General features: G+C 48.9%; 23 protein-coding genes. 21 read left to right on the top strand and 2 right to left on the bottom strand.

Features of this window, described 5'->3' with window-relative positions; translation table 11 throughout:
- Positions 1-12 precede the first annotated feature (12 nt).
- From recR to ACFYU8_RS27555, 5 genes are all read left to right on the top strand, one after another.
- The gene (gene recR, locus ACFYU8_RS27575) at positions 13-609 is read left to right on the top strand and encodes a recombination mediator RecR (protein ID WP_390305838.1); all 597 of its coding nucleotides are present in this window, start codon (positions 13-15) and stop codon (positions 607-609) included.
- A gap of 96 nt (positions 610-705) precedes the next feature.
- Entirely contained in the window at positions 706-1,179 is a 474-nt protein-coding gene (locus tag ACFYU8_RS27570; protein WP_390305836.1) for an SRPBCC family protein, read from the top strand.
- Positions 1,180-1,238: 59 nt separating this feature from the next.
- Positions 1,239-2,216: a CPBP family intramembrane glutamic endopeptidase gene (locus tag ACFYU8_RS27565; RefSeq protein WP_390305834.1), complete on the top strand. Its 978-nt coding sequence runs from the start codon at positions 1,239-1,241 to the stop codon at positions 2,214-2,216.
- 15 nt (positions 2,217-2,231) lie between these two features.
- Positions 2,232-2,462 carry a DUF2508 family protein gene (locus ACFYU8_RS27560; RefSeq protein ID WP_390305832.1) on the top strand — a complete coding sequence of 77 codons (231 nt, stop codon included), beginning with the start codon at positions 2,232-2,234 and terminating at the stop codon, positions 2,460-2,462.
- Between the two features lie 11 nt (positions 2,463-2,473).
- Complete coding sequence (locus ACFYU8_RS27555) at positions 2,474-2,740, top strand: pro-sigmaK processing inhibitor BofA family protein (protein ID WP_390305830.1); 267 nt, start codon at positions 2,474-2,476, stop codon at positions 2,738-2,740.
- 17 nt (positions 2,741-2,757) lie between these two features.
- Here ACFYU8_RS27555 and ACFYU8_RS27550 read toward each other — a convergent pair whose 3' ends face one another.
- Entirely contained in the window at positions 2,758-3,285 is a 528-nt protein-coding gene (locus ACFYU8_RS27550; RefSeq protein WP_390305828.1) for a hypothetical protein, read from the bottom strand.
- Positions 3,286-3,484: 199 nt separating this feature from the next.
- On the opposite strand from ACFYU8_RS27550, the gene ACFYU8_RS27545 reads away from it, so the two are divergent.
- From ACFYU8_RS27545 to ACFYU8_RS27485, 13 genes are all read left to right on the top strand, one after another.
- Positions 3,485-4,489, top strand: a complete 1,005-nt coding sequence (locus ACFYU8_RS27545) for a Rossmann-fold NAD(P)-binding domain-containing protein (protein ID WP_390305826.1) — start codon at positions 3,485-3,487, stop codon at positions 4,487-4,489.
- A gap of 60 nt (positions 4,490-4,549) precedes the next feature.
- Positions 4,550-4,732 carry a sigma factor G inhibitor Gin gene (locus ACFYU8_RS27540; RefSeq protein ID WP_390305824.1) on the top strand — a complete coding sequence of 61 codons (183 nt, stop codon included), beginning with the start codon at positions 4,550-4,552 and terminating at the stop codon, positions 4,730-4,732.
- 104 nt (positions 4,733-4,836) lie between these two features.
- Positions 4,837-6,309: an aminotransferase class I/II-fold pyridoxal phosphate-dependent enzyme gene (locus ACFYU8_RS27535; protein WP_390305821.1), complete on the top strand. Its 1,473-nt coding sequence runs from the start codon at positions 4,837-4,839 to the stop codon at positions 6,307-6,309.
- A gap of 39 nt (positions 6,310-6,348) precedes the next feature.
- A complete protein-coding gene (gene tmk, locus ACFYU8_RS27530; RefSeq protein WP_390305819.1) occupies positions 6,349-6,990 on the top strand; it encodes a dTMP kinase in 642 nt (213 codons plus the stop codon).
- Between the two features lie 132 nt (positions 6,991-7,122).
- Positions 7,123-7,452, top strand: coding sequence for a cyclic-di-AMP receptor (locus tag ACFYU8_RS27525; protein ID WP_007719896.1), 330 nt, complete (start codon positions 7,123-7,125; stop codon positions 7,450-7,452).
- 93 nt (positions 7,453-7,545) lie between these two features.
- A complete protein-coding gene (locus ACFYU8_RS27520) occupies positions 7,546-7,992 on the top strand; it encodes a YaaR family protein (RefSeq protein ID WP_390305817.1) in 447 nt (148 codons plus the stop codon).
- Between the two features lie 16 nt (positions 7,993-8,008).
- Positions 8,009-8,989, top strand: coding sequence for a DNA polymerase III subunit delta' (holB, locus tag ACFYU8_RS27515; RefSeq protein WP_390305815.1), 981 nt, complete (start codon positions 8,009-8,011; stop codon positions 8,987-8,989).
- A 3-nt stretch (positions 8,990-8,992) separates the two neighbouring features.
- Entirely contained in the window at positions 8,993-9,808 is an 816-nt protein-coding gene (locus tag ACFYU8_RS27510) for a PSP1 domain-containing protein (RefSeq protein ID WP_007719901.1), read from the top strand.
- A gap of 28 nt (positions 9,809-9,836) precedes the next feature.
- Positions 9,837-10,208, top strand: a complete 372-nt coding sequence (gene yabA, locus ACFYU8_RS27505; RefSeq protein WP_106837142.1) for a DNA replication initiation control protein YabA — start codon at positions 9,837-9,839, stop codon at positions 10,206-10,208.
- 108 nt (positions 10,209-10,316) lie between these two features.
- Positions 10,317-11,084 carry a tRNA1(Val) (adenine(37)-N6)-methyltransferase gene (locus ACFYU8_RS27500; protein WP_390305812.1) on the top strand — a complete coding sequence of 256 codons (768 nt, stop codon included), beginning with the start codon at positions 10,317-10,319 and terminating at the stop codon, positions 11,082-11,084.
- The gene (locus tag ACFYU8_RS27495; RefSeq protein ID WP_106837140.1) at positions 11,059-11,334 is read left to right on the top strand and encodes a GIY-YIG nuclease family protein; all 276 of its coding nucleotides are present in this window, start codon (positions 11,059-11,061) and stop codon (positions 11,332-11,334) included. The genes ACFYU8_RS27500 and ACFYU8_RS27495 overlap by 26 nt, the downstream gene beginning before the upstream one ends.
- A complete protein-coding gene (gene rsmI, locus ACFYU8_RS27490) occupies positions 11,331-12,203 on the top strand; it encodes a 16S rRNA (cytidine(1402)-2'-O)-methyltransferase (RefSeq protein WP_390305809.1) in 873 nt (290 codons plus the stop codon). The genes ACFYU8_RS27495 and rsmI overlap by 4 nt, the downstream gene beginning before the upstream one ends.
- Positions 12,204-12,333: 130 nt before the next feature.
- Complete coding sequence (locus ACFYU8_RS27485) at positions 12,334-12,984, top strand: class I SAM-dependent methyltransferase (protein WP_390305807.1); 651 nt, start codon at positions 12,334-12,336, stop codon at positions 12,982-12,984.
- Positions 12,985-13,045: 61 nt separating this feature from the next.
- Here ACFYU8_RS27485 and ACFYU8_RS27480 read toward each other — a convergent pair whose 3' ends face one another.
- The gene (locus ACFYU8_RS27480) at positions 13,046-13,294 is read right to left on the bottom strand and encodes an AbrB/MazE/SpoVT family DNA-binding domain-containing protein (protein WP_007719913.1); all 249 of its coding nucleotides are present in this window, start codon (positions 13,292-13,294) and stop codon (positions 13,046-13,048) included.
- Between the two features lie 754 nt (positions 13,295-14,048).
- Between ACFYU8_RS27480 and metG the strand changes: the two genes are divergently transcribed.
- The 3 genes from metG (at position 14,049) to ACFYU8_RS27465 (ending at position 18,330) form a co-directional block, all read left to right on the top strand.
- Entirely contained in the window at positions 14,049-16,076 is a 2,028-nt protein-coding gene (metG, locus tag ACFYU8_RS27475) for a methionine--tRNA ligase (protein ID WP_390305805.1), read from the top strand.
- Between the two features lie 27 nt (positions 16,077-16,103).
- Positions 16,104-16,874, top strand: coding sequence for a TatD family hydrolase (locus tag ACFYU8_RS27470; protein WP_017246933.1), 771 nt, complete (start codon positions 16,104-16,106; stop codon positions 16,872-16,874).
- 358 nt (positions 16,875-17,232) lie between these two features.
- Positions 17,233-18,330, top strand: coding sequence for a resuscitation-promoting factor (locus ACFYU8_RS27465; protein ID WP_390305803.1), 1,098 nt, complete (start codon positions 17,233-17,235; stop codon positions 18,328-18,330).
- Positions 18,331-18,378: the final 48 nt, after the last annotated feature.

Below are 18,378 nucleotides of genomic sequence, written 5' to 3'. Positions count from 1 at the left end.
GAGGAGTAGGCGATGTTTTATCCAGAACCGGTCTCAAAGCTCATTGATGGTTTTATGAAATTGCCCGGCATCGGTCCCAAAACGGCTGGGCGGCTTGCCTTTTTTGTAATCAATATGAAAGAGGACGACGTGCTTGATCTGGCAAAAGCATTGGTCAATGCCAAGCGTCAGCTTCATTACTGCTCGGTCTGCAACAATATTACCGATCTCGACCCTTGTCATATTTGTCGGGACAAACGTCGCGACGGCTCAGTCATCTGTGTGGTGCAAGAGCCGCGAGATGTGGTAGCGATGGAGAAGACGAGAGAGTTTGAAGGGTATTATCACGTTTTGCACGGGGCGATTTCTCCTATGGATGGGATCGGTCCGGAGGATATTCGCATTCCTGACCTGTTGAAGCGCCTAGGTGACGAGCAGGTGAGGGAAGTCATTTTGGCGACCAACCCGAATATCGAAGGGGAAGCGACAGCGATGTACATTTCCCGGCTGATTAAACCTTTTGGCATTCGCGTGACACGTATCGCGCATGGCTTGCCAGTCGGTGGAGATTTGGAGTACGCCGATGAAGTCACGCTGACCAAAGCATTGGAAGGCAGACGCGACTTGTAAGGAAATTTAAAAAGTCGTCCTAGACATAGTACGATAAAGATAGAAAAGAAGACGGGGGCTGCCTGTCTTTTTTTCGTTCTAGGAGGAGGATGCTGTATGCCGGTTATTCATATGGAGTTTTTGATACATGCACCGCAACAAGTTTGCTTCGATGCTGCCAGAAGCATAGATTTGCATATGGAATCGACCGCCAGTACGAAGGAGAGAGCGATTGGAGGAGTAACGAGCGGGCTGATAAACCTGGGGGAGACTGTTACCTGGGAGGCCATTCACTTCGGTATCAAGCAGAATTTGACGGTGAAAATCACAGAGATGGAGGGACCGCGCTATTTCGTGGATGAGATGGTTGCTGGTGCATTCAAGCGGTTTCATCACACGCACGAGTTCATTCCGATAACGGACAATCAGACGAGGATGATCGATATTTTTGACTACACATCTCCGTTGGGTATGTTGGGAAAGTTCGCGGATTGGCTGTTTTTGGAGGCGTATATGACGCGGTTTTTACGGACGCGCAATGAATATCTCAAGCAAGTAGCAGAAGCACAGATAAAAGCTTTGCAATCTTGATAGAAATGCCGGACTTTTTTGAATGGACGAGACATACAGTGAAATAGGAGCGTGAGGAGATGCTGACAGGACCAGGACTGTCGCTTGCGAGTGGGGTACGGCGACAAAAGTCCACTCCGTGGGCGATCATGCTGTTTATTGGGTATTGGCTCATGTTTGCTGCGGAGTTATCCATGATCCGTTTTCACAAGGGAGAAGACGGAAAGTGGGTCGCTACCACCGTCGGGCAACCGGAGGTATGGCTAGGATTACTTGCATTTGCAGTGACGGTATTTAGCTTCATTGCGACCGTTGGTTTCATTGTGAGCTTGCTCCGAGAAAGACGGGAGGCGACGTCATGGCTGTGGCAATATGACGGGCTTGCAGGGAATGATGTGTTGCATATTGTAGCTTGGTTGCATGTGTTTCAAACGGGCGTACTGCTGTTGTATGGGTTTCTACTGGAAGGCTCCTTCTTTTCCACGGGCACGATCGGAGGCATATTGGAATCTGCCATTTTTCAACTGTTCCTCTTGATTTTGATTCCGATGTGGTTTCGTGGACGACTAGGGGAAATCGGCGTTCGTAGACCTGTACGACTAGGCCGGATGCTGTTGATGCTCGCTGCGCTGTTTCTTTTGATTGCACTGGTGATGGATGCGGTGGTGACGAACCCGATTGCGGACTGGTTTGGACTGTCTCTGTCATCAGAGCGAGAGCAGCAGATCGAAAAAGAGATTGTGCAGGCGAAGGAAACAGATATTTTGGCGGCGCTCACCTCACTTCTGGTCATTGGCATGTTGGTTCCGATTGCGGAGGAGATTTTGTTTCGCGGCGTGATTCAGACTTATCTGGTTCAGAGAATTGGGCCAATTGTGGGTATCTTCCTGAGCAGTCTCTGGTTTGGGCTCCTGCACATGGATATTGCCCTGTTCGCTCCGCTTTTTGTCATTGGACTTTTACTCGGATTCGTTCGACATCGGTACCAATCGATATGGGGAGCCGTTTTACTGCATGCGGTGAACAACATGACTGGAGTACTTTACTACTTTCACTGAGGGGGAAGCTTGCAGGTGAGTAGGTGGAGAAAAAAGGCGCGGTACGTGGTGGAATGGAATGAAGCGAGTTTGGATGTAGCGGTCAATCAGGCGCGAGTGGACTGGCAGCATGCCCGCCATCTTGTGGAGATCAGTGAACCGGATGGCGGTTTGGATGATGTCATTTATTATTTGCATGTGACCGAAAAACGGTATATGTATTTGCTCGCGCAAGCAAAGCGCGAGAGGAATCGCCAACAGGCATAGGAGGAAAGCCGATGACTACAGGGTGGGTTATAGCTCTGATTGTAGTTGGAATTTTGCTGGTGATTGTCGCCAGCAAATCTGTCACGGGCCCGATCAGGTGGATTGGATTTGGGATCATGCAAGTCGTGATTGGCGCACTACTGCTGTTTTTCACCAATCTGGTTGGAGAGTTGGCTAACTTCTACATCCCGATCAATCCGGTGACGGCTCTGCTCGTCGGACTTCTCCGATTGCCTGGATTGGCTGCGTTGATAGTCATCAAGCTATGGGTTATGTAACGGTAGGTCGATGCGGTTTATCCATCGGTAAGCAAAAAAGCAACGCCGCGATCCTCGTATTTCACCCGGCTACGGCCTGGCTGGCGAAAGGAAGCAAGGAGGGCGAAGAGGCGTGGGAGCGCGACGATCAACGTTCCGCTGATCAAGGTGAGCGCGTATCCTTCCGAAAGCCACACATAAGCCCCGGCAGCTATCGCCATACTTCCCACGATTACCGTCAACTCACTGCCCCGATAGACAGATAGCGGGATGGGAAGCGGATAGCCTGCTCCCCACCACGGAGAGACGAGCATATCGGCAGTTGTCTTTGGCTTATGGCCGCGCAGAAGGGCATAGAGTCGAAATAAGACCAAATGACAGATCGGTATGACAGGTAGAATAGCTAACGTCATAATCAACGTATAAGCGGGAACTTGAAGCATGAAAGAGTGCGATATAAGGGACAAGCCTATTAACAACAGTTGAAAAAGGTAGCCGACGAATCGCCAGCGAAAACGATAGAGCAGCTTGTAGCTATAGATCGTATGGGCGGCGGTTTCCTTCATGAGAAGTCACTTCCTTTTACAGCGGTCTGGATGAATGAAAGTCTGCGTTTCCATTATCGCACAGTCATAAATCTTGAGAAAGCTCATACAACGAATGAAACAAGCCGTTTGTCTAAGCTGATTAGACTGACGGCTTTTTCTTAACGAATGTTTTTATGGGAAGGATAAAAGGAATGAAATGCCATGAGGAGGAGGTCCCTTGTGTAAGGAAAGCGTGAGACTGTGGGTCATTTCAGAGGAGGTCGTGACCAGACACGGCAGTGAACTCGGAGCATGTGGAATTGAGCTGGTTGTTTGCAGCGCAGATGCCTTCCAAGAAGGCGCCGATGGATTTCTGCTGACAAAAGTGAGTGATGGCAAGCTTTTGCAGGAAAGGAAGCAACAGCTGGGAACGAAGCCATGGCTCACCCTTGTCTACGGAAGCGACGTGCCATACGACTGGGCGAATACTTTACATATCCAATACGAGCACACCGGGGAGCATGAGGTCATTCGCATGGCGTTTTTTACCCAGGATCGTGCTTTGCTTGGAGGGGAACCCAATGGGAAATGGATGCGGTTTCTCTGTAAGCTGCTCGCTCGTTACTCACTGGTGACAATGGTATGCGGGATGCGGGAAGTGGATGAAGCTCTTCGGCAATTACCTCGCTATTTGACGTGGAAGGAGCAGTTTTACATCGAGCTTGGTGCCAGCTGTGATGAGAAGGGAATTTCTCTGCTGCAAGTTAGTCGCGCGCTCGGTATGGACAAACGAGTCGGCCAGGGCTGGCTATACTCTTCCCGCCAAGACTCTTCCCTCATCGTTCGATGGCTCGAAAAAGAATGTAGGCTCGTTCTACAAAAAGCGAATATACAGCGGATTGTTCTTTGGGGAGAGTATGCGCTATGGGAGCAAATGCCAGTAGGCTGGTTGGCTGAAAAAGACGTTGCGGTGTACCCGGGGGAGGACAAGCCAATTCCGAACAAAAGGATGACTGGTTGGACGTTATGCGATTCGTGGCAGGACGCTGTAAAGGACGCAGATTTGCTCGTGATTTGGAATGCCGCGGGAACGACCATTGCTGAGCTGCCGTTACCCGAGTTGGCTAGCGGGATGAGGCAGTCCTACGTCATTGATGCAGCAGCTTGCTTCCCTGTTCAAGAAGCCCGGTCCTACTTCCAAGCCTACCGAGCTATCGGCGAAAACACGAACGTTTGGGAATGATGCTGATTATAATGGGGTATAATGGTTGATATATTGAGAAAAAGGGCAGGCGTTTACACTATGGAAAAAGTTGCTCAGCGATGTATCGTCTGTGAACAGGAGCAGAATGACGGAATCGCCATTTGTGAGCAGTTTATCTGTCAGCGGTGCGAACAGGAAATGGTCAATACCGATGTACAGGATGAAAAGTATCCGTTTTTTATTCATCAGATGAGACGCATTCGGTTGCGAAAAGATGCGTGAAGAAAGAAGGCATCGGTGCATTCCGGTGTCTTTTTTTTGCTGGATTCATGCGTGTCCAAATCATGCTAAAATAGGGGAATAAAAATAAAGGACGTGAGTCGCGCGTGTTGGAGAGAGATGTTGAATTTCGGGAGCGACAAAAGCGTGCGCCCCTTTATGAACAGCTTGAACGGCACGCCAAGCATCGGCCGCATCCGTTTCATGTGCCAGGACATAAAATGGGCCATAGCTTTGACAACCATGCCAAAAATCGCTTTCAAGACATATTGGAGCTGGATGTAACGGAAATTAGCGGGACGGATGACCTGCATCAGCCACAAGGTGTCATTGCAGAAGCGCAGGCTTTGGCAGCGCAAGCCTTCCATGCGGAACAGACCAAGTTTTTGATCGGAGGAAGTACAGTAGGAAATATCGCCCTCATCATGACGGTATGTCGGCCGGGCGACAAGATTCTCGTACAGCGCAATTGCCATAAGTCTGTATTCAACGGCATTATGATGGCGAGAGCAACCCCGATCTTTTTAGTACCTGCCGTCGATCTGGCAACAGGAGTCGCTGCGGGCGTAAGGCGCGAAGATGTAGAGCGTGCGCTGCTTGCACACCCCGATGCCAAGGCAGTTTTTTTGACGAATCCTACTTATTATGGAATGGGTATCGATTTGGCGAAAATGGCGGCTACCGTCCATCGGTTTGACGTACCGCTTTTGATAGACGAAGCTCATGGTGCCCACTACGGGTTCCATCCTGTATTTCCGCGTTCTGCTATGCAGGAAGGTGCAGATGCTTCGGTCCAATCGACACACAAAATGGGAACAGCGATGACGATGTCCTCGATGTTGCATATTCAGGGGGAACGGATTGATCGTGAACGGTTGTTCCGTCATCTCGCCATGCTTCAGTCTTCCAGCCCATCGTATGTGCTGATGGCATCACTCGATTTAGCGAGACGCCATCTGGCGCTTGCGGCGACCGAAGAGTGGAACAGATTGTTGCCGCTTTTGGAAAAGTTTCGGGAGCGACTCGATCGACTGGACTGGCTGGATTGGCCCCGACTGTCCACGAATAGCGTATACGCTACGCTTGACCCGTTGAAGCTGTTTTTCCATTTGCGAACGGCCCGGTTCAGTGGATTTGAGTTGCAGACATGGATGGAAAAGCACGGTGTTTTCTCGGAGCTGGCGGATGACTCTCATGTACTTCTCGCAGCTTCGACAGGAACTTCCTCCCGTGACCTGGATGCTTTGTGGGGACTGCTTGAATCGATGGCGCCACAAGTAGAACCAGGGGAGGAGCGCATTCTTTTGACAGGAGTCGTGTCTTCCCATTATTTGCGCGCGCAGGCACTGCCGATGCATGAAGCCGTTGACTGCCCGAGGGAGTCGATTCTTTTGGATCACGCTCTGGGACGAATTGTGGCAGAGATGGTGATTCCTTATCCACCAGGGATTCCAGTACTCGTGCCGGGTGAGCGGATCGATGAAGAAAGTCTGGCGATGCTGAAGGAATTGGCGAGAGGACAAACGCGATTCCATGGCGTACAGGACGACCAGCTACAAACGATACAGGTATTACGATAATCTAAGCAACTGGCCTGCTACAACAGGGGTGGAAGGAGTATGAAAGTGGCAACAGGAAAGAAAGGCCGATTTATTACGATAGAAGGCGGAGAAGGGGCCGGGAAGTCCACCGTCATCGCCAAGCTGTACGAAGCACTGAAAGCGCGGGGAGTCGACGTGCTTTTGACTCGTGAGCCCGGTGGAATTGATATCGCGGAAAAAATTCGGGAAATTATTTTGAATCCGGCCCACACACAGATGGATGAAAGAACAGAGGCTCTCTTGTATGCAGCAGCTCGTGGGCAACATTTGGCGGAAAAGGTGTTACCTGCTTTGGCAGAGGGTAAGCTGGTACTGTGCGACCGTTTTATTGACAGTAGTCTAGCCTATCAAGGACATGCGCGGGGATTGGGCATTGAAGCTGTCTACCAGATTAACCGATTTGCTGTCGGTGATTGCATGCCGGAATTGACCTTGTTCTTTGATGTACGGCCCGAAACTGGATTGGCGCGGATTAATGCCTCTCGTGGACGCGAAGTGAATCGTCTCGATCTGGAAGGGATGCGGTTCCATGAACTTGTTCGGGAAGGGTATCAGCTGGTAATGGAGCGCGACCCAGAGCGTTTTGTCGTGATTGATGCCGAACAGCCGATGGAACAAGTCTATCAATCTGCCCTACAGGCACTGCTTGACCGATTATAGGTTCCCAGTACCGCAGGATGATGTACATGCTGTATAATATATCTAAGCAAAATATCGTACCAAGCCTACGAATTTTTCATACAATGAAGTAATCAAAGTGGGAATTGATCATGGGAGAAAGGGTGATAGCCGATGAAAATGGTAGTTGCGGTCGTCCAAGATAAAGATAGTGGTCGTCTGTCTCAACAACTGGTGAAAAAAGGTTTTCGTGCTACGAAGTTGGCTAGTACGGGTAGCTTTTTACGCGCCGGTAACACAACTTTTTTGATCGGTACGTCTGACGAAAGCGTGCCGGAAGTAATCGACATCATTGCGCATAATTGCAAATCCCGCAAACAAATGGTCACTCCCGTCTCTCCACTCAGTAATGCTGTAGACTCGTTTATGCCATATCCGCTGGAAGTTCAGGTGGGTGGTGCGGCAGTTTTCGTATTGGATGTTGGAGAGTTCCACTCATTTTAACGTGGTTCCTTCTCTCTTTTTTCGCAACTTTCGTATATACTTGATCTCATGGGGGATAAACCCTGTATTGGATCGGGCGACGGAGGTGGCGATATGAAAATCAGTGATGGGTTACGGCCTAAACTGGACTTGATTAAAACGACGGATTCACGCAAGAATCCTCAACTGGAAAAGCTGAATTTTGGAACGATGATTCAAGGAGAAGACGAACGTATGTCTCAGGAGAAGCTTACCCGGCTACTGACAGACATAGACAGGCAGGGGCAGATTCTTGCTCGTTCCCGCGCCGTTCGCGACTTCTATGCTTATAAAAATCTCGTCAAGCAGTTCATGGAAGAGGCTGTGAAGTTCGGTATTGCCTTAGACGACAGACGAGGAATGAATCGGCGTGGCCGTAGCAGGCTGTACAAAATCGTCAAAGAGGTGGATGCAGAGCTGCTCAAACTGACAGATGAGCTCTTGAGCGAGCAGGCACCAACGATTGAATTGTTAGCCAGGATTGGCGAAATCCGCGGCATGTTGATCAATTTGTATTTTTAGTGGGTGTGAAACCATCATGACATGGACCCGTTTTTCTCAGCAGCCACGAGCACAGGAACTGCTGTATCATAGTTTGCGCAACGAACGACTGGCACACGCCTACTTATTGGCGGGTCCCAAAGGTTCAGGCAAAAAGCAGATGGCCCTGCATCTGGCGAAGTCCCTTTTTTGTCCGGAAAGGGAGGCAGACGCCTGCGGGGCCTGTGTTACATGCAGGCGCATAGAGGGTGGTAATCACCCGGATGTGTTATTTATTACGCCTGATGGGGCTTCTATTAAAATCGACCAGATCCGCGCGCTGCAAAAAGAAATGGCGATGCGCGCCGTCGAGTCGGCACGCAAGGTATATATCATCGAGCACGTCGATAAAATGACGACACAGGCTGCCAACAGTCTGCTCAAGTTTCTGGAGGAACCGCCCGCGGGTGTACTGGCACTCCTTTTGACAGAGCACAGCCATGCGATTCTCCCTACGATTTTATCTCGATGCCAAATCGTTCAATTTTCCCCACTTTCTGCAGAATCGATTGCGGAAAAGTTGCGTGCAGAGGGCGTTTTGGCGGGAATGGCGCAGGTTGCTTCCCACATTACGACAAATGTGGAAGAAGCCTTGACACTCAGCCAATCAGAATCGTTTGCACAGCTAAGAAATCTAGTGATACAATTGGTGCAGGAGTGCAAACAGCGCAATTCATCTGCACTCTTAATGATCCATGATATGTTGCAAAAGAGCGACAAAAGTAAAGAGGAACTACCCCTCTTTTTAGATTTGCTCATCCTTTGGCTGCGCGATATCCTGTATTTGCAAGTAGGCAGGCATGCCCATCTCATTAACAGCGACCAACAGGATGTGCTGCAAGGACAAGCACTGGTATGGACAAAAGCTGAGCTCTTGCGTGGGATAGATTTGGTCATGGAGACGAAAAATCGGATAGAGCGAAATGCCAACGCACAGTTGGCTCTTGAGCGGTTGGTTCTTCAATTCCAGGAGGGATAACCCTTGTACGAGGTTGTTGGGGTCCGCTTTAAGAAAGCGGGCAAAATATATTACTTCGACCCTGACCGACTGCCGATTGAGCAAGACTGCACCGTCATCGTTGAAACGGCGCGAGGGGTCGAATTTGGCAAGGTCGTCATTGGCAAAAAAGAAGTGGCTGAGTCTGATGTCGTATTGCCGCTGAAAAAGGTCATTCGGATGGCAGACGAGCGAGATGCAAAACAGGTGGATGAAAACAAGCAAGCCGCCAAGAATGCTTTTGCTGTTTGTCAGACCAAGATCAAAGAGCACAAGCTCGACATGAAGCTGGTCGATGTGGAATATACGTTTGATCGCAACAAGATTATCTTTTATTTTACTGCTGACGGCAGGGTTGATTTCCGTGAGCTGGTAAAAGACCTCGCCTCCGTATTCCGTACCCGAATTGAGCTTCGCCAGATCGGTGTGCGTGACGAAGCCAAAATGCTCGGCGGGATCGGGCCTTGTGGCAGGTTGCTTTGCTGTTCGACGTTCCTCGGCGATTTCGAGCCTGTCTCGATCAAAATGGCCAAGGACCAAAATCTTTCGTTGAATCCAGCCAAAATCTCCGGTCTGTGCGGACGGTTGATGTGCTGTTTAAAATACGAGAACGACAACTATGAAAGCTCGAAGGATGAGATGCCGGACGTTGGCAAAATGGTCACCACCCCTATGGGGAATGGACGAGTCGTTTCCGTAAACGTACTTGATCAATCTATCCAAGTGGAGCTTTCAATCGACAAACGCGTCACTGAATTCGGATTGGATGAGATTGCGATAGGTCTCCCCACCTTTGAATAAAGCGTGGGGGTAGGGGAGAGGTGAGCTAGTGGACAAACGGGAAATCTTCGTCAAGATGGCGAGCATTGAAGAACGTATTGGCGACCTTTATAAAGAAATTGGTGAACTGAAAGACGTCATCGTTGTTTTGATGGAGGAAAACGCCCAATTACTCGTTGAAAACCAGCACCTTCGCAACCGACTAGACAGGAAAAAGACCGTCTCCCAAGCAAAACAAAAGGGAACAAGCCCTGTCGCGAAGGAAAAAGCCAAAAAGGCAGTGGTCGGAGAAGGATATGACAACCTCGCCCGTTTGTACGCGGAAGGATTTCATATTTGTAATGTGCATTTCGGCAGCCTGCGAAAAGAAGGGGATTGTCTGTTCTGTCTCTCATTCCTGAGCGGCGGCCCTCAAAAATAAGCGGTGAGTAACCAGCACCATATGAAAAAGCGACCTGGGCAACGTGTCAGGTCGCTTTTTTCCGGATAAGAATAATAAGACAAGAACAAAAGGGAGTACGAGCCGTAGATGGAACCTGTCACCAACGTACCGCTTTATGAAACAGAGCGCATTGATGATTTATTGACTCATGAAATGAAAATAATCCAGAGCCACGAAGTGTTTTGCTTTTCGATGGATGCGGTTCTTTTGGCGCGATTCGCATCGGTGCCAAAGCGCGGAAAAGTATTGGATATGTGCACGGGCAATGGAGCTATACCGCTCATTATGACCACGCGTACGCCGGAGGCCAGTTTTGATGGAATCGAAATTCAAGAGCGTTTGTTCAGTATGGCGAGCCGCAATGTGACATTGAATGGCTTGAACGAACGAATTACGATGCATCACGGTGATGTGAAGGAGGCAGTGTCGTTGTTCGGGCACGGGAAGTACGATTTGATCACGTGCAATCCGCCGTATATGCCTGCGACGAGCGGGGAGAAAAACATCAGCGAGCACTTTGCGATCGCCCGGCATGAAATTATGCTGTCCTTGGAGGATGTCATTCGTGTGGGAAGTCAGTTGCTAAAAAATGGCGGGAAGCTGGCGCTCGTGCATCGATCCACACGTTTGATCGACATCGTTTCGCTTATGCGCCAATACAGCATTGAGCCGAAACGGATGCGCCTGGTTTACCCGCGTAAGGAAGCAGAGCCGAATATGGTTCTGATCGAGGGAATGAGGGGTGGAAAGCCGGAGCTGAGAATTCAGCCGCCGCTGATTGTATATGAAAATGGAGAGCAATACTGTGAAGAGCTACAGGAAATCTATTATGGCAGACGAGATTCCCTCGAGTAAGAGTCACTATGTCTACATCCTGTCTTGTGCGGATGGGACACTCTACACTGGATATACGACAGAACTGGTTCGTCGCTTGGCTACTCATAATGAAGGAAAGGGTGCCAAGTATACGAGAGGCCGCGGACCAGTGGAGCTGCTCTATTGGGAAGAAGGAGCAGATCGTTCCTGGGGCCTCAAGCGCGAAGAGAGCATCAAACGATTGTCGCGCAAGAAAAAAGAAGAATTGATTGGAGGGGCCTCCGAATGAATGTACAACGCAGTTTTGCGTCAGAAGAAGCAGGAGTCCTTTATTTGGTGGCTACACCCATCGGCAATCTCGATGATATCACGGTGCGGTGTCTAAATACGTTGCGTGAAGTCGATGTCATCGCGTGTGAAGATACGCGCCAAACGAGAAAGCTGCTGAACCATTTTCAAATCGAAAAACGTACGGTCAGCTATCACGAGCATAATAAGGAAGCAAGCGGAAATGGGTTGTTGCAGTGGCTAGCCGAGGGGAAGAAGATTGCCTTGGTGAGTGACGCTGGCTTACCGGCTATTTCCGACCCGGGTGCGGATTTGGTACGAGATGCGACAGCAGCGGGATTCGCTGTCATCCCCGTTCCAGGCGCCAATGCGGCGTTGACAGCTTTGATCGCTTCCGGTCTTCCTACTGATCGCTTTGTATTTTGTGGATTTATGGGACGCGAAAACAAAGAAAGACGCGAAGAGCTGGAACGACTGAAGCGATATCCAGAAACGCTGATTTTTTACGAAGCTCCCCATCGGGTGGAAAAGACGCTTGCTGCCATGCAGGAAGTGTGGGGGAATCGGCGAGCTGTCTTGGCAAGAGAGCTGACAAAGCGCTACGAGGAATTTGTGCGTGGGACGTTGGACGAGTTGCTGGAATGGCTCAGAACCGGCGAGGTGCGCGGTGAGTTTTGTGTCATTGTCGAAGGAAACACAGGGCCGTTAGAAGCCGAAGCTGATGATTCATGGTGGCAATCGCTGAGTATCGTGGAGCACGTGGATCATTACTGCGCACAAGGCATGGGGAAAAAGGAAGCTATCAAGCAAGCAGCCGATGATCGAAACGTACCCAAACGAGATGTCTACAACGAATATCATCGCGAATAGAAGTCAATGAGTGAGCGAAGCTGGCCGATACGGTCGGCTTTTTCTTTTTCGTCATCTCGATGTTGTGTGTGAATACGATGGTAAGGAACGCTGACGGTGTTTTCGGAAGGAATAGATGGAGGGATCAGCAGTGAGTATTCGTGATTCTCGTTTTATTGTGAATACAGATGAAAAAGACGATCATTTCATATTTACACTGCCGGATACATGGAACAGTAGACCGTACGAATATGCCTGGGCCAAACAGTTTGTCAATCCGAATGACGTTGTGCTTGATTCGGCCTGCGGGATATGCCACCCATTCAAATTTTATTTGGCCGATCATTGTCGAGAAGTACACGCTTGTGATCTCGATCAGCGGATTCTGTCCAAAGATGCTATCTACCAAGAGATTGTGGACGTCTTTGGCAAAAGCGTGGCTGACAGCTTGCCTCCCCATTATTTTGATGGTATTCATTATTTGCGAGCCAATTTGACCAACTTGCCTTATTCCAATCAAAAATTTGACACCGTATTCTGCATCTCCGTTCTTGAGCATCTCGAAGACGCGATTATGGTGCAAGCATTCCGCGAATTTCACAGAGTGTTAAAAGACGACGGGCAGCTCGTACTCACTTTTGATTACCCGTTGATCAATTTAGAGCGACTGCAGCAAGTATTGAAAGAGGTTGGGCTAACGTTTTCGGGCAGTGCCTCTTTTGATCTGTCACCGGACGTAGTCTATTCTGATTTGTATGCGCCAAGGCTGTTTTTCTTCCGAGCCTTGTTGCAGAAGAAATAGGAAACAAATAGCCTTCGCGAGGCTTGTCCTCACGAAGGCATGTTTATGTAATCATATGATGTTAGCGTTTAACAGGCATCTCAGTCAGGCAATCTTGGCACACAATTTTACCTTTAAAGTGAGATACTTTATCAGCGTTTCCACAGAAGATACATGCAGGCTCATACTTTTTCAGGATGATGCGCTCTCCGTCAACGTAGATTTCCAAAGCATCTTTCTCAGCGATACCCAAAGTGCGGCGCAATTCGATTGGAATAACAACACGACCCAACTCATCTACTTTGCGAACGATACCGGTTGATTTCATCATAGTTAAAATCTCCTCCCAAAATCTGTATATGTCGATGCTATTGTTAAACGCTCATCATTTATCGTCAATATTCGACATTTTCTGTTGGGATAATCATACCAGCCATTCCCAAAGGTGTCAACATGATTTTGACAATTCCTTGAAAAGCAAAATGTTTTTTCAAAACGAAAACGCTGTTAAATCGGTGTTTTTCGAAGTGTTGGAAGCGATATGGAAATTTTTATGGATAAAATTTACTGGAAGTATTGGGTGTCGAATAAGTCGACGAATGTCGAAACTCATCATGTCGATTCGACAAAAACCCCAAGTTCTCTCTTTTTTTCTTGTATTTTGTAAAGTTGTTATGCCGAACGATAAAATTCATCACTAAAATGGGGTAGCCGAGGATGTTTACAAAACAGGTTGGTCGTGTACAATAGAGGATAAATGCAGCAAATGATAGCAAACGACCATGATGGGAAGAGTAAGCCGATCCTCCTTATTTCAGAGAGCCGGGGTAGCTGAAAACCGGTATAAGCGAGCAAGCTGAACATGGACCCTGAGTCTTGCAAATGAACAGTGACGGGATTGACCGTACTCAGTAGTTTGTGACGTGTGCCCACGTTACGGGTCGAGTCAAATTTTTGACTCACCAAGTCCGTTATCCGCGAGGATACGGAGTGTTTGGGTGGTACCGCGAGATAGAGCTCGCCCCAATTTTTTTGGGGTGGGCTTTTCCTTATTTATAAACGTATACAGGAGGGGAATAGTTGCAATGAAGCCTACTTACTACATTACAACACCGATCTACTATCCAAGTAACAAGCTCCACATCGGTAACGCCTACACCACAATTGCATGTGATGCCTTGGCACGTTACAAGCGTTTGCGCGGCTATGATGTGTATTACCTGACAGGGACAGACGAGCATGGTCAAAAGCTCCAAGAGCGTGCAGCCGAAGATGGCAAACAACCGCTCGAATTCATCGACCCAATTGTCGATTGGGTAAAGGATCTGTGGGAAAAACTGGACATCTCTTATGATGATTTCATCCGTACCACAGAGCCTCGCCATAAAGATGTTGTACAAAAGGTGTTCCAGCGCCTGCTCGACCAGGGTGATATTTATTTGGGCGAGTACGAGGGCTTCTACTGTGTGCCTTGCGAGGCTTTCTGGACAGAAACCCAAGCGAAAACGGACAACGGATATGCTTGCCCAGACTGCGGTCGCGAAGTGAAAAAAGTGAAGGAGAAAAACTACTTCTTCCGCATGTCCAAGTACCAAGAGAGACTGCTTGCACACATCGAAGCAAATCCGGAGTTTATTCAACCGGAAAGCCGCCGCAACGAAATGATCAACAACTTCCTGAAGCCAGGTCTCCAAGATTTGTCCGTATCCCGCAGTACATTTGACTGGGGAATCAAGGTGCCAAGCGATCCAGAGCACGTTATTTATGTATGGATTGATGCATTGACGAACTATATTTCTGCTCTCGGCTATTTGTCCGAGGATGACAGCAAATACCGTAACTTCTGGCCAGCCAATGTTCACATGGTTGGAAAAGACATTTTGCGCTTCCATACGATCTACTGGCCAATCCTGTTGATGGCACTGGATATTCCGTTGCCAAAACAAATTTTTGGTCATGGCTGGCTTCTGATGCCAGATGGAAAAATGTCAAAATCCAAGGGCAATGTCATTGATCCGAAGGTTTTGATCGACCGTTACGGCTCTGACGGTGTTCGCTACTTCCTGCTTCGTGAAATCAACTTCGGTCAGGATGGCATCTTCACGCCAGAATCGTTCGTACAACGCCTGAACTACGACTTGGCTAATGATATCGGAAATCTGCTGAGCCGTACCGCTACGATGATTGAGAAATATTTCGATGGAATCGTTCCAGCTCCACAGGATGCAGGAGAGCCAGATGACAGTTTGATCGGTCTCGCGTTGAAAACAAAGGCGCTGGTGGAAGAGCACATGGAAGAAATGCGCTTCTCCAATGCATTGGCTCACATCTGGGAGCTGGTAGGACGTACGAACAAATACATTGATGAAACAATGCCTTGGAACTTGGCAAAATCCGAAGAAACCAAAGGTCGCTTGGCAACTGTTATGTACAATCTGGTAGAGAGCATCCGCATCAGCTCTGTGCTGATTCAACCGTTCATGACAAAAGCACCAGCGAAAATTTGGGACCAACTGGGTATCTTGGGTAATGCAGAAGCGACGAGCTGGGAATCTGCCACCGTATGGGGTGGGCTGCCTGCTGGAAGCACCGTTAGCCGCAAGGAACTGCTCTTCCCGCGTCTGGACGTTCAAGCCGAATTGGCATTCATCGATGATTCGACAGCGGAAGCGCGTCGTCAAGCAGAGGAAAACAAGAAGAAGCAAGCAGCTTTGAAAGGGGAAGCACCTGTGAGCGAAACGAACACCAACCAACCTGAAGCAGCGACAGACAAACCTGCTGATGCGAAAGAAGAAATCAGTATTGACGATTTTGGAAAAGTAGAGCTGCGTGTCGCACAGGTAGTGGAATGTGCAAAGCATCCAAATGCTGACAAGCTGTTGGTGCTGCAATTGGATCTCGGCTATGAGAAGCGCCAGGTTGTTTCCGGTATCGCGAAATACTACTCACCAGAAGATATGGTCGGCAAAAAAGTGATCCTCGTAGCCAATCTGAAGCCAGTGAAGCTCCGTGGTGAGTTGTCTCAAGGCATGATCTTGGCAGCGTCGGCAGGAGATCAGTTGACACTCGCGACTGTTGATCCAAGTATGCCAAACGGAGCAATCGTGAAGTAACGAGGGCAAGGAAAGGAAGGACCCATCTTGTTATTTGAAACCCATGCTCATCTAAATGCGAAGGAATTCGATGAAGATCGTGCGGAAGTCATAGCTCGTGCGCAGGAAAATGGCGTCAGTACGATTGTGAACATCGGATTCAACGCTGAAACAATTCCAACCTGCATGGATTTGGCTCATGCATATGACTTCATTTACGCCGTCATCGGTTGGCATCCGCAAGACGCCAAGGACATGACAGATGAACACCTAGAATGGATCGAGGAACTCAGTCGTGATCCGAAAGTAGTGGGATTGGGTGAAATGGGCTTGGACTACTACTGGGATACATCGCCTCGTGATGTGCAGGCAGAGGTATTCCGCAAGCAGATTCGTCTGGCTCGCAAGCTCGACATGCCGATCATCATACACAATCGCGATGCGCACCAAGACGTTTTGACGATCCTGAAGGAAGAGAAAGCAGCAGATGTTGGCGGCATTATGCACTGCTTCTCGGGCAGCTGGGAAACAGCGAAGCAGGCACTGGACATGAATTTTTATATTTCGTTCGGTGGTCCGCTTACGTTCAAGAATGCCAAGCAGCCAAAAGAAGTCGCAGCGAAGGTACCGCTAGACAAACTGTTGATAGAGACGGATTGCCCGTATCTCACTCCGCATCCTTTCCGCGGAAAGCGAAATGAGAGTGGATATGTGCGCTACGTCTGTGAAGAAATGGCGAACATTCATGGTTTGTCTTACGAGGAAATGGCGCAAATTACCGCAGACAATGCCAGACGTCTTTTTCGGATGAATGGTTAATAAAAACGGGAAATCACGATTGATCACGTGATTTCCCGTTTTTTCGTGTCAGGCAACCCAGTTCTACTCCATTTTGTCGACGCATACGATGAACAATGTGTCGAACGATTATTGTCCATCCGACATGGCTTCTCGACAGGTTTCTGCTACCATTCGCCATGCCTATTTTGCTAGTCTGGTAGCATTATCGCTTCAGCCAAAAGGGAGGGTAAATTTGACAAAGCCGGGAAAGTGAAATACAATCAAAGCCGACCTTGTGAAGTACCGGCCACTTCCAGAATATTAGTGCAATTACATCGACCCTTACCTGGCTAGACAAGAAGAGCCTTGTGCTTTTCTAGGAAAAGGAGTGTGGGAAATGGAGTTACGCGCGATATGGGAAAGGTATAAGAATCGTGGGCTAGTCATTTTTGGCTGCCTTGCTCTTGTGCTCGTACCCATGATTGGCTATTTCTCTGCCCAGGCTACTCAGCCAAAACAGGTCACTTTTTCGTTGGACGGAGAAAGCAAGACGGTCGCTACAAAAGCCAAGACCGTTGAGCAGTTCTTGACCGAGCGAAACATTACGGTAACGGAAAAGGATTCCCTTCAACCGACACCTGAGACGAAGCTAAAAGACGGAGCACTCATTACTTTATATACGACCTGGTCCATACCAGTCCAGGTTGACGGGCAGAAAAAAACGATAGAGACACTTAGTCGTGATGTTGCTGGTGCGTTGAAGGACGGCGGCATCGTGCTAGGTGAGAAGGACCGGGTAGAACCGGCATTGACCGCTACAATTACCAAGGACTCCTCGATCAGCGTAAAGCGGGTTGTTGAGAAAATGGTAAAAGTCGATGAGCGAGTCACCTTTCAAGAAATACGCAAAAATGATCCAGCGCTGGAAAAAGGTAAGACCCGCGTATTACAGAGCGGGCAAGAAGGTAAGGCAATTGCACACTATAAGCTAGTCATGGAAGATGGAAAAGAAGTCTCCCGTGATCTGGTCAAAAGAGATGTACTTGTACCGAAGAAAGATAATGTCGTAGCCATGGGTACCGCAGTCCCAACGTTGCAGAAAAAGGGTCAACCAGATCGGGTCCTGGTTGCTTCTGCAGCGGGTCCGGTCTCGCGTGGTGGAAAAGTGTTTAGGCCGAAAAAAGTACTGAATGGGGTTACCCTGACTGCTTATACTCCTTCGGGAGGTGGAAAACACCCAAGCTCGCCGGGCTATGGACGCACATCGACAGGGGCAAAAGCCAAGACAGGTCATACCATCGCTGTAGATCCTAAAGTCATTCCGTATGGATGGTGGGTGTACATTGAAGGTGTAGGGTATCGTCGAGCTGAAGATACGGGTGGAGCCATGAAAGGTGGCAAAATCGACGTATTCGTAGGCACGGAGTCCGAGGCGAGGAAATTCGGTCGCAAGCGCAACAAAACTGTATATATCATTGGACCACAGAAGCCTTAGGACAGGAGCGATTGCTCCTGTTCTTCTGTTTCCTCCAAGGTTATTGTG

The organism is Brevibacillus sp. NPDC003359 (assembly GCF_042878995.1).
GTDB lineage: Bacteria > Bacillota > Bacilli > Brevibacillales > Brevibacillaceae > Brevibacillus.
The sequence above is the reverse complement of the archived record's forward strand: the minus strand, read 5'-3'. Positions and strand labels throughout refer to the sequence as shown.

Bases quoted from the DNA above. Each gene is read 5' to 3' on its own strand.
- ACFYU8_RS27465 (WP_390305803.1), top strand. From the start codon at position 17,233: ATGGAGTTACGCGCGATATGGGAAAGGTATAAGAATCGTGGGCTAGTC.
- rsmI (WP_390305809.1), top strand. From the start codon at position 11,331: ATGAATGTACAACGCAGTTTTGCGTCAGAAGAAGCAGGAGTCCTTTAT.
- ACFYU8_RS27550 (WP_390305828.1), bottom strand. From the start codon at position 3,285: ATGAAGGAAACCGCCGCCCATACGATCTATAGCTACAAGCTGCTCTAT.
- ACFYU8_RS27520 (WP_390305817.1), top strand. From the start codon at position 7,546: ATGAAAATCAGTGATGGGTTACGGCCTAAACTGGACTTGATTAAAACG.
- recR (WP_390305838.1), top strand. From the start codon at position 13: ATGTTTTATCCAGAACCGGTCTCAAAGCTCATTGATGGTTTTATGAAA.
- ACFYU8_RS27495 (WP_106837140.1), top strand. From the start codon at position 11,059: ATGGCAGACGAGATTCCCTCGAGTAAGAGTCACTATGTCTACATCCTG.
- holB (WP_390305815.1), top strand. From the start codon at position 8,009: ATGACATGGACCCGTTTTTCTCAGCAGCCACGAGCACAGGAACTGCTG.
- metG (WP_390305805.1), top strand. From the start codon at position 14,049: ATGAAGCCTACTTACTACATTACAACACCGATCTACTATCCAAGTAAC.
- ACFYU8_RS27540 (WP_390305824.1), top strand. From the start codon at position 4,550: ATGGAAAAAGTTGCTCAGCGATGTATCGTCTGTGAACAGGAGCAGAAT.
- ACFYU8_RS27500 (WP_390305812.1), top strand. From the start codon at position 10,317: ATGGAACCTGTCACCAACGTACCGCTTTATGAAACAGAGCGCATTGAT.
- ACFYU8_RS27525 (WP_007719896.1), top strand. From the start codon at position 7,123: ATGAAAATGGTAGTTGCGGTCGTCCAAGATAAAGATAGTGGTCGTCTG.
- ACFYU8_RS27565 (WP_390305834.1), top strand. From the start codon at position 1,239: ATGCTGACAGGACCAGGACTGTCGCTTGCGAGTGGGGTACGGCGACAA.
- ACFYU8_RS27555 (WP_390305830.1), top strand. From the start codon at position 2,474: ATGACTACAGGGTGGGTTATAGCTCTGATTGTAGTTGGAATTTTGCTG.
- ACFYU8_RS27570 (WP_390305836.1), top strand. From the start codon at position 706: ATGCCGGTTATTCATATGGAGTTTTTGATACATGCACCGCAACAAGTT.
- ACFYU8_RS27480 (WP_007719913.1), bottom strand. From the start codon at position 13,294: ATGATGAAATCAACCGGTATCGTTCGCAAAGTAGATGAGTTGGGTCGT.
- tmk (WP_390305819.1), top strand. From the start codon at position 6,349: ATGAAAGTGGCAACAGGAAAGAAAGGCCGATTTATTACGATAGAAGGC.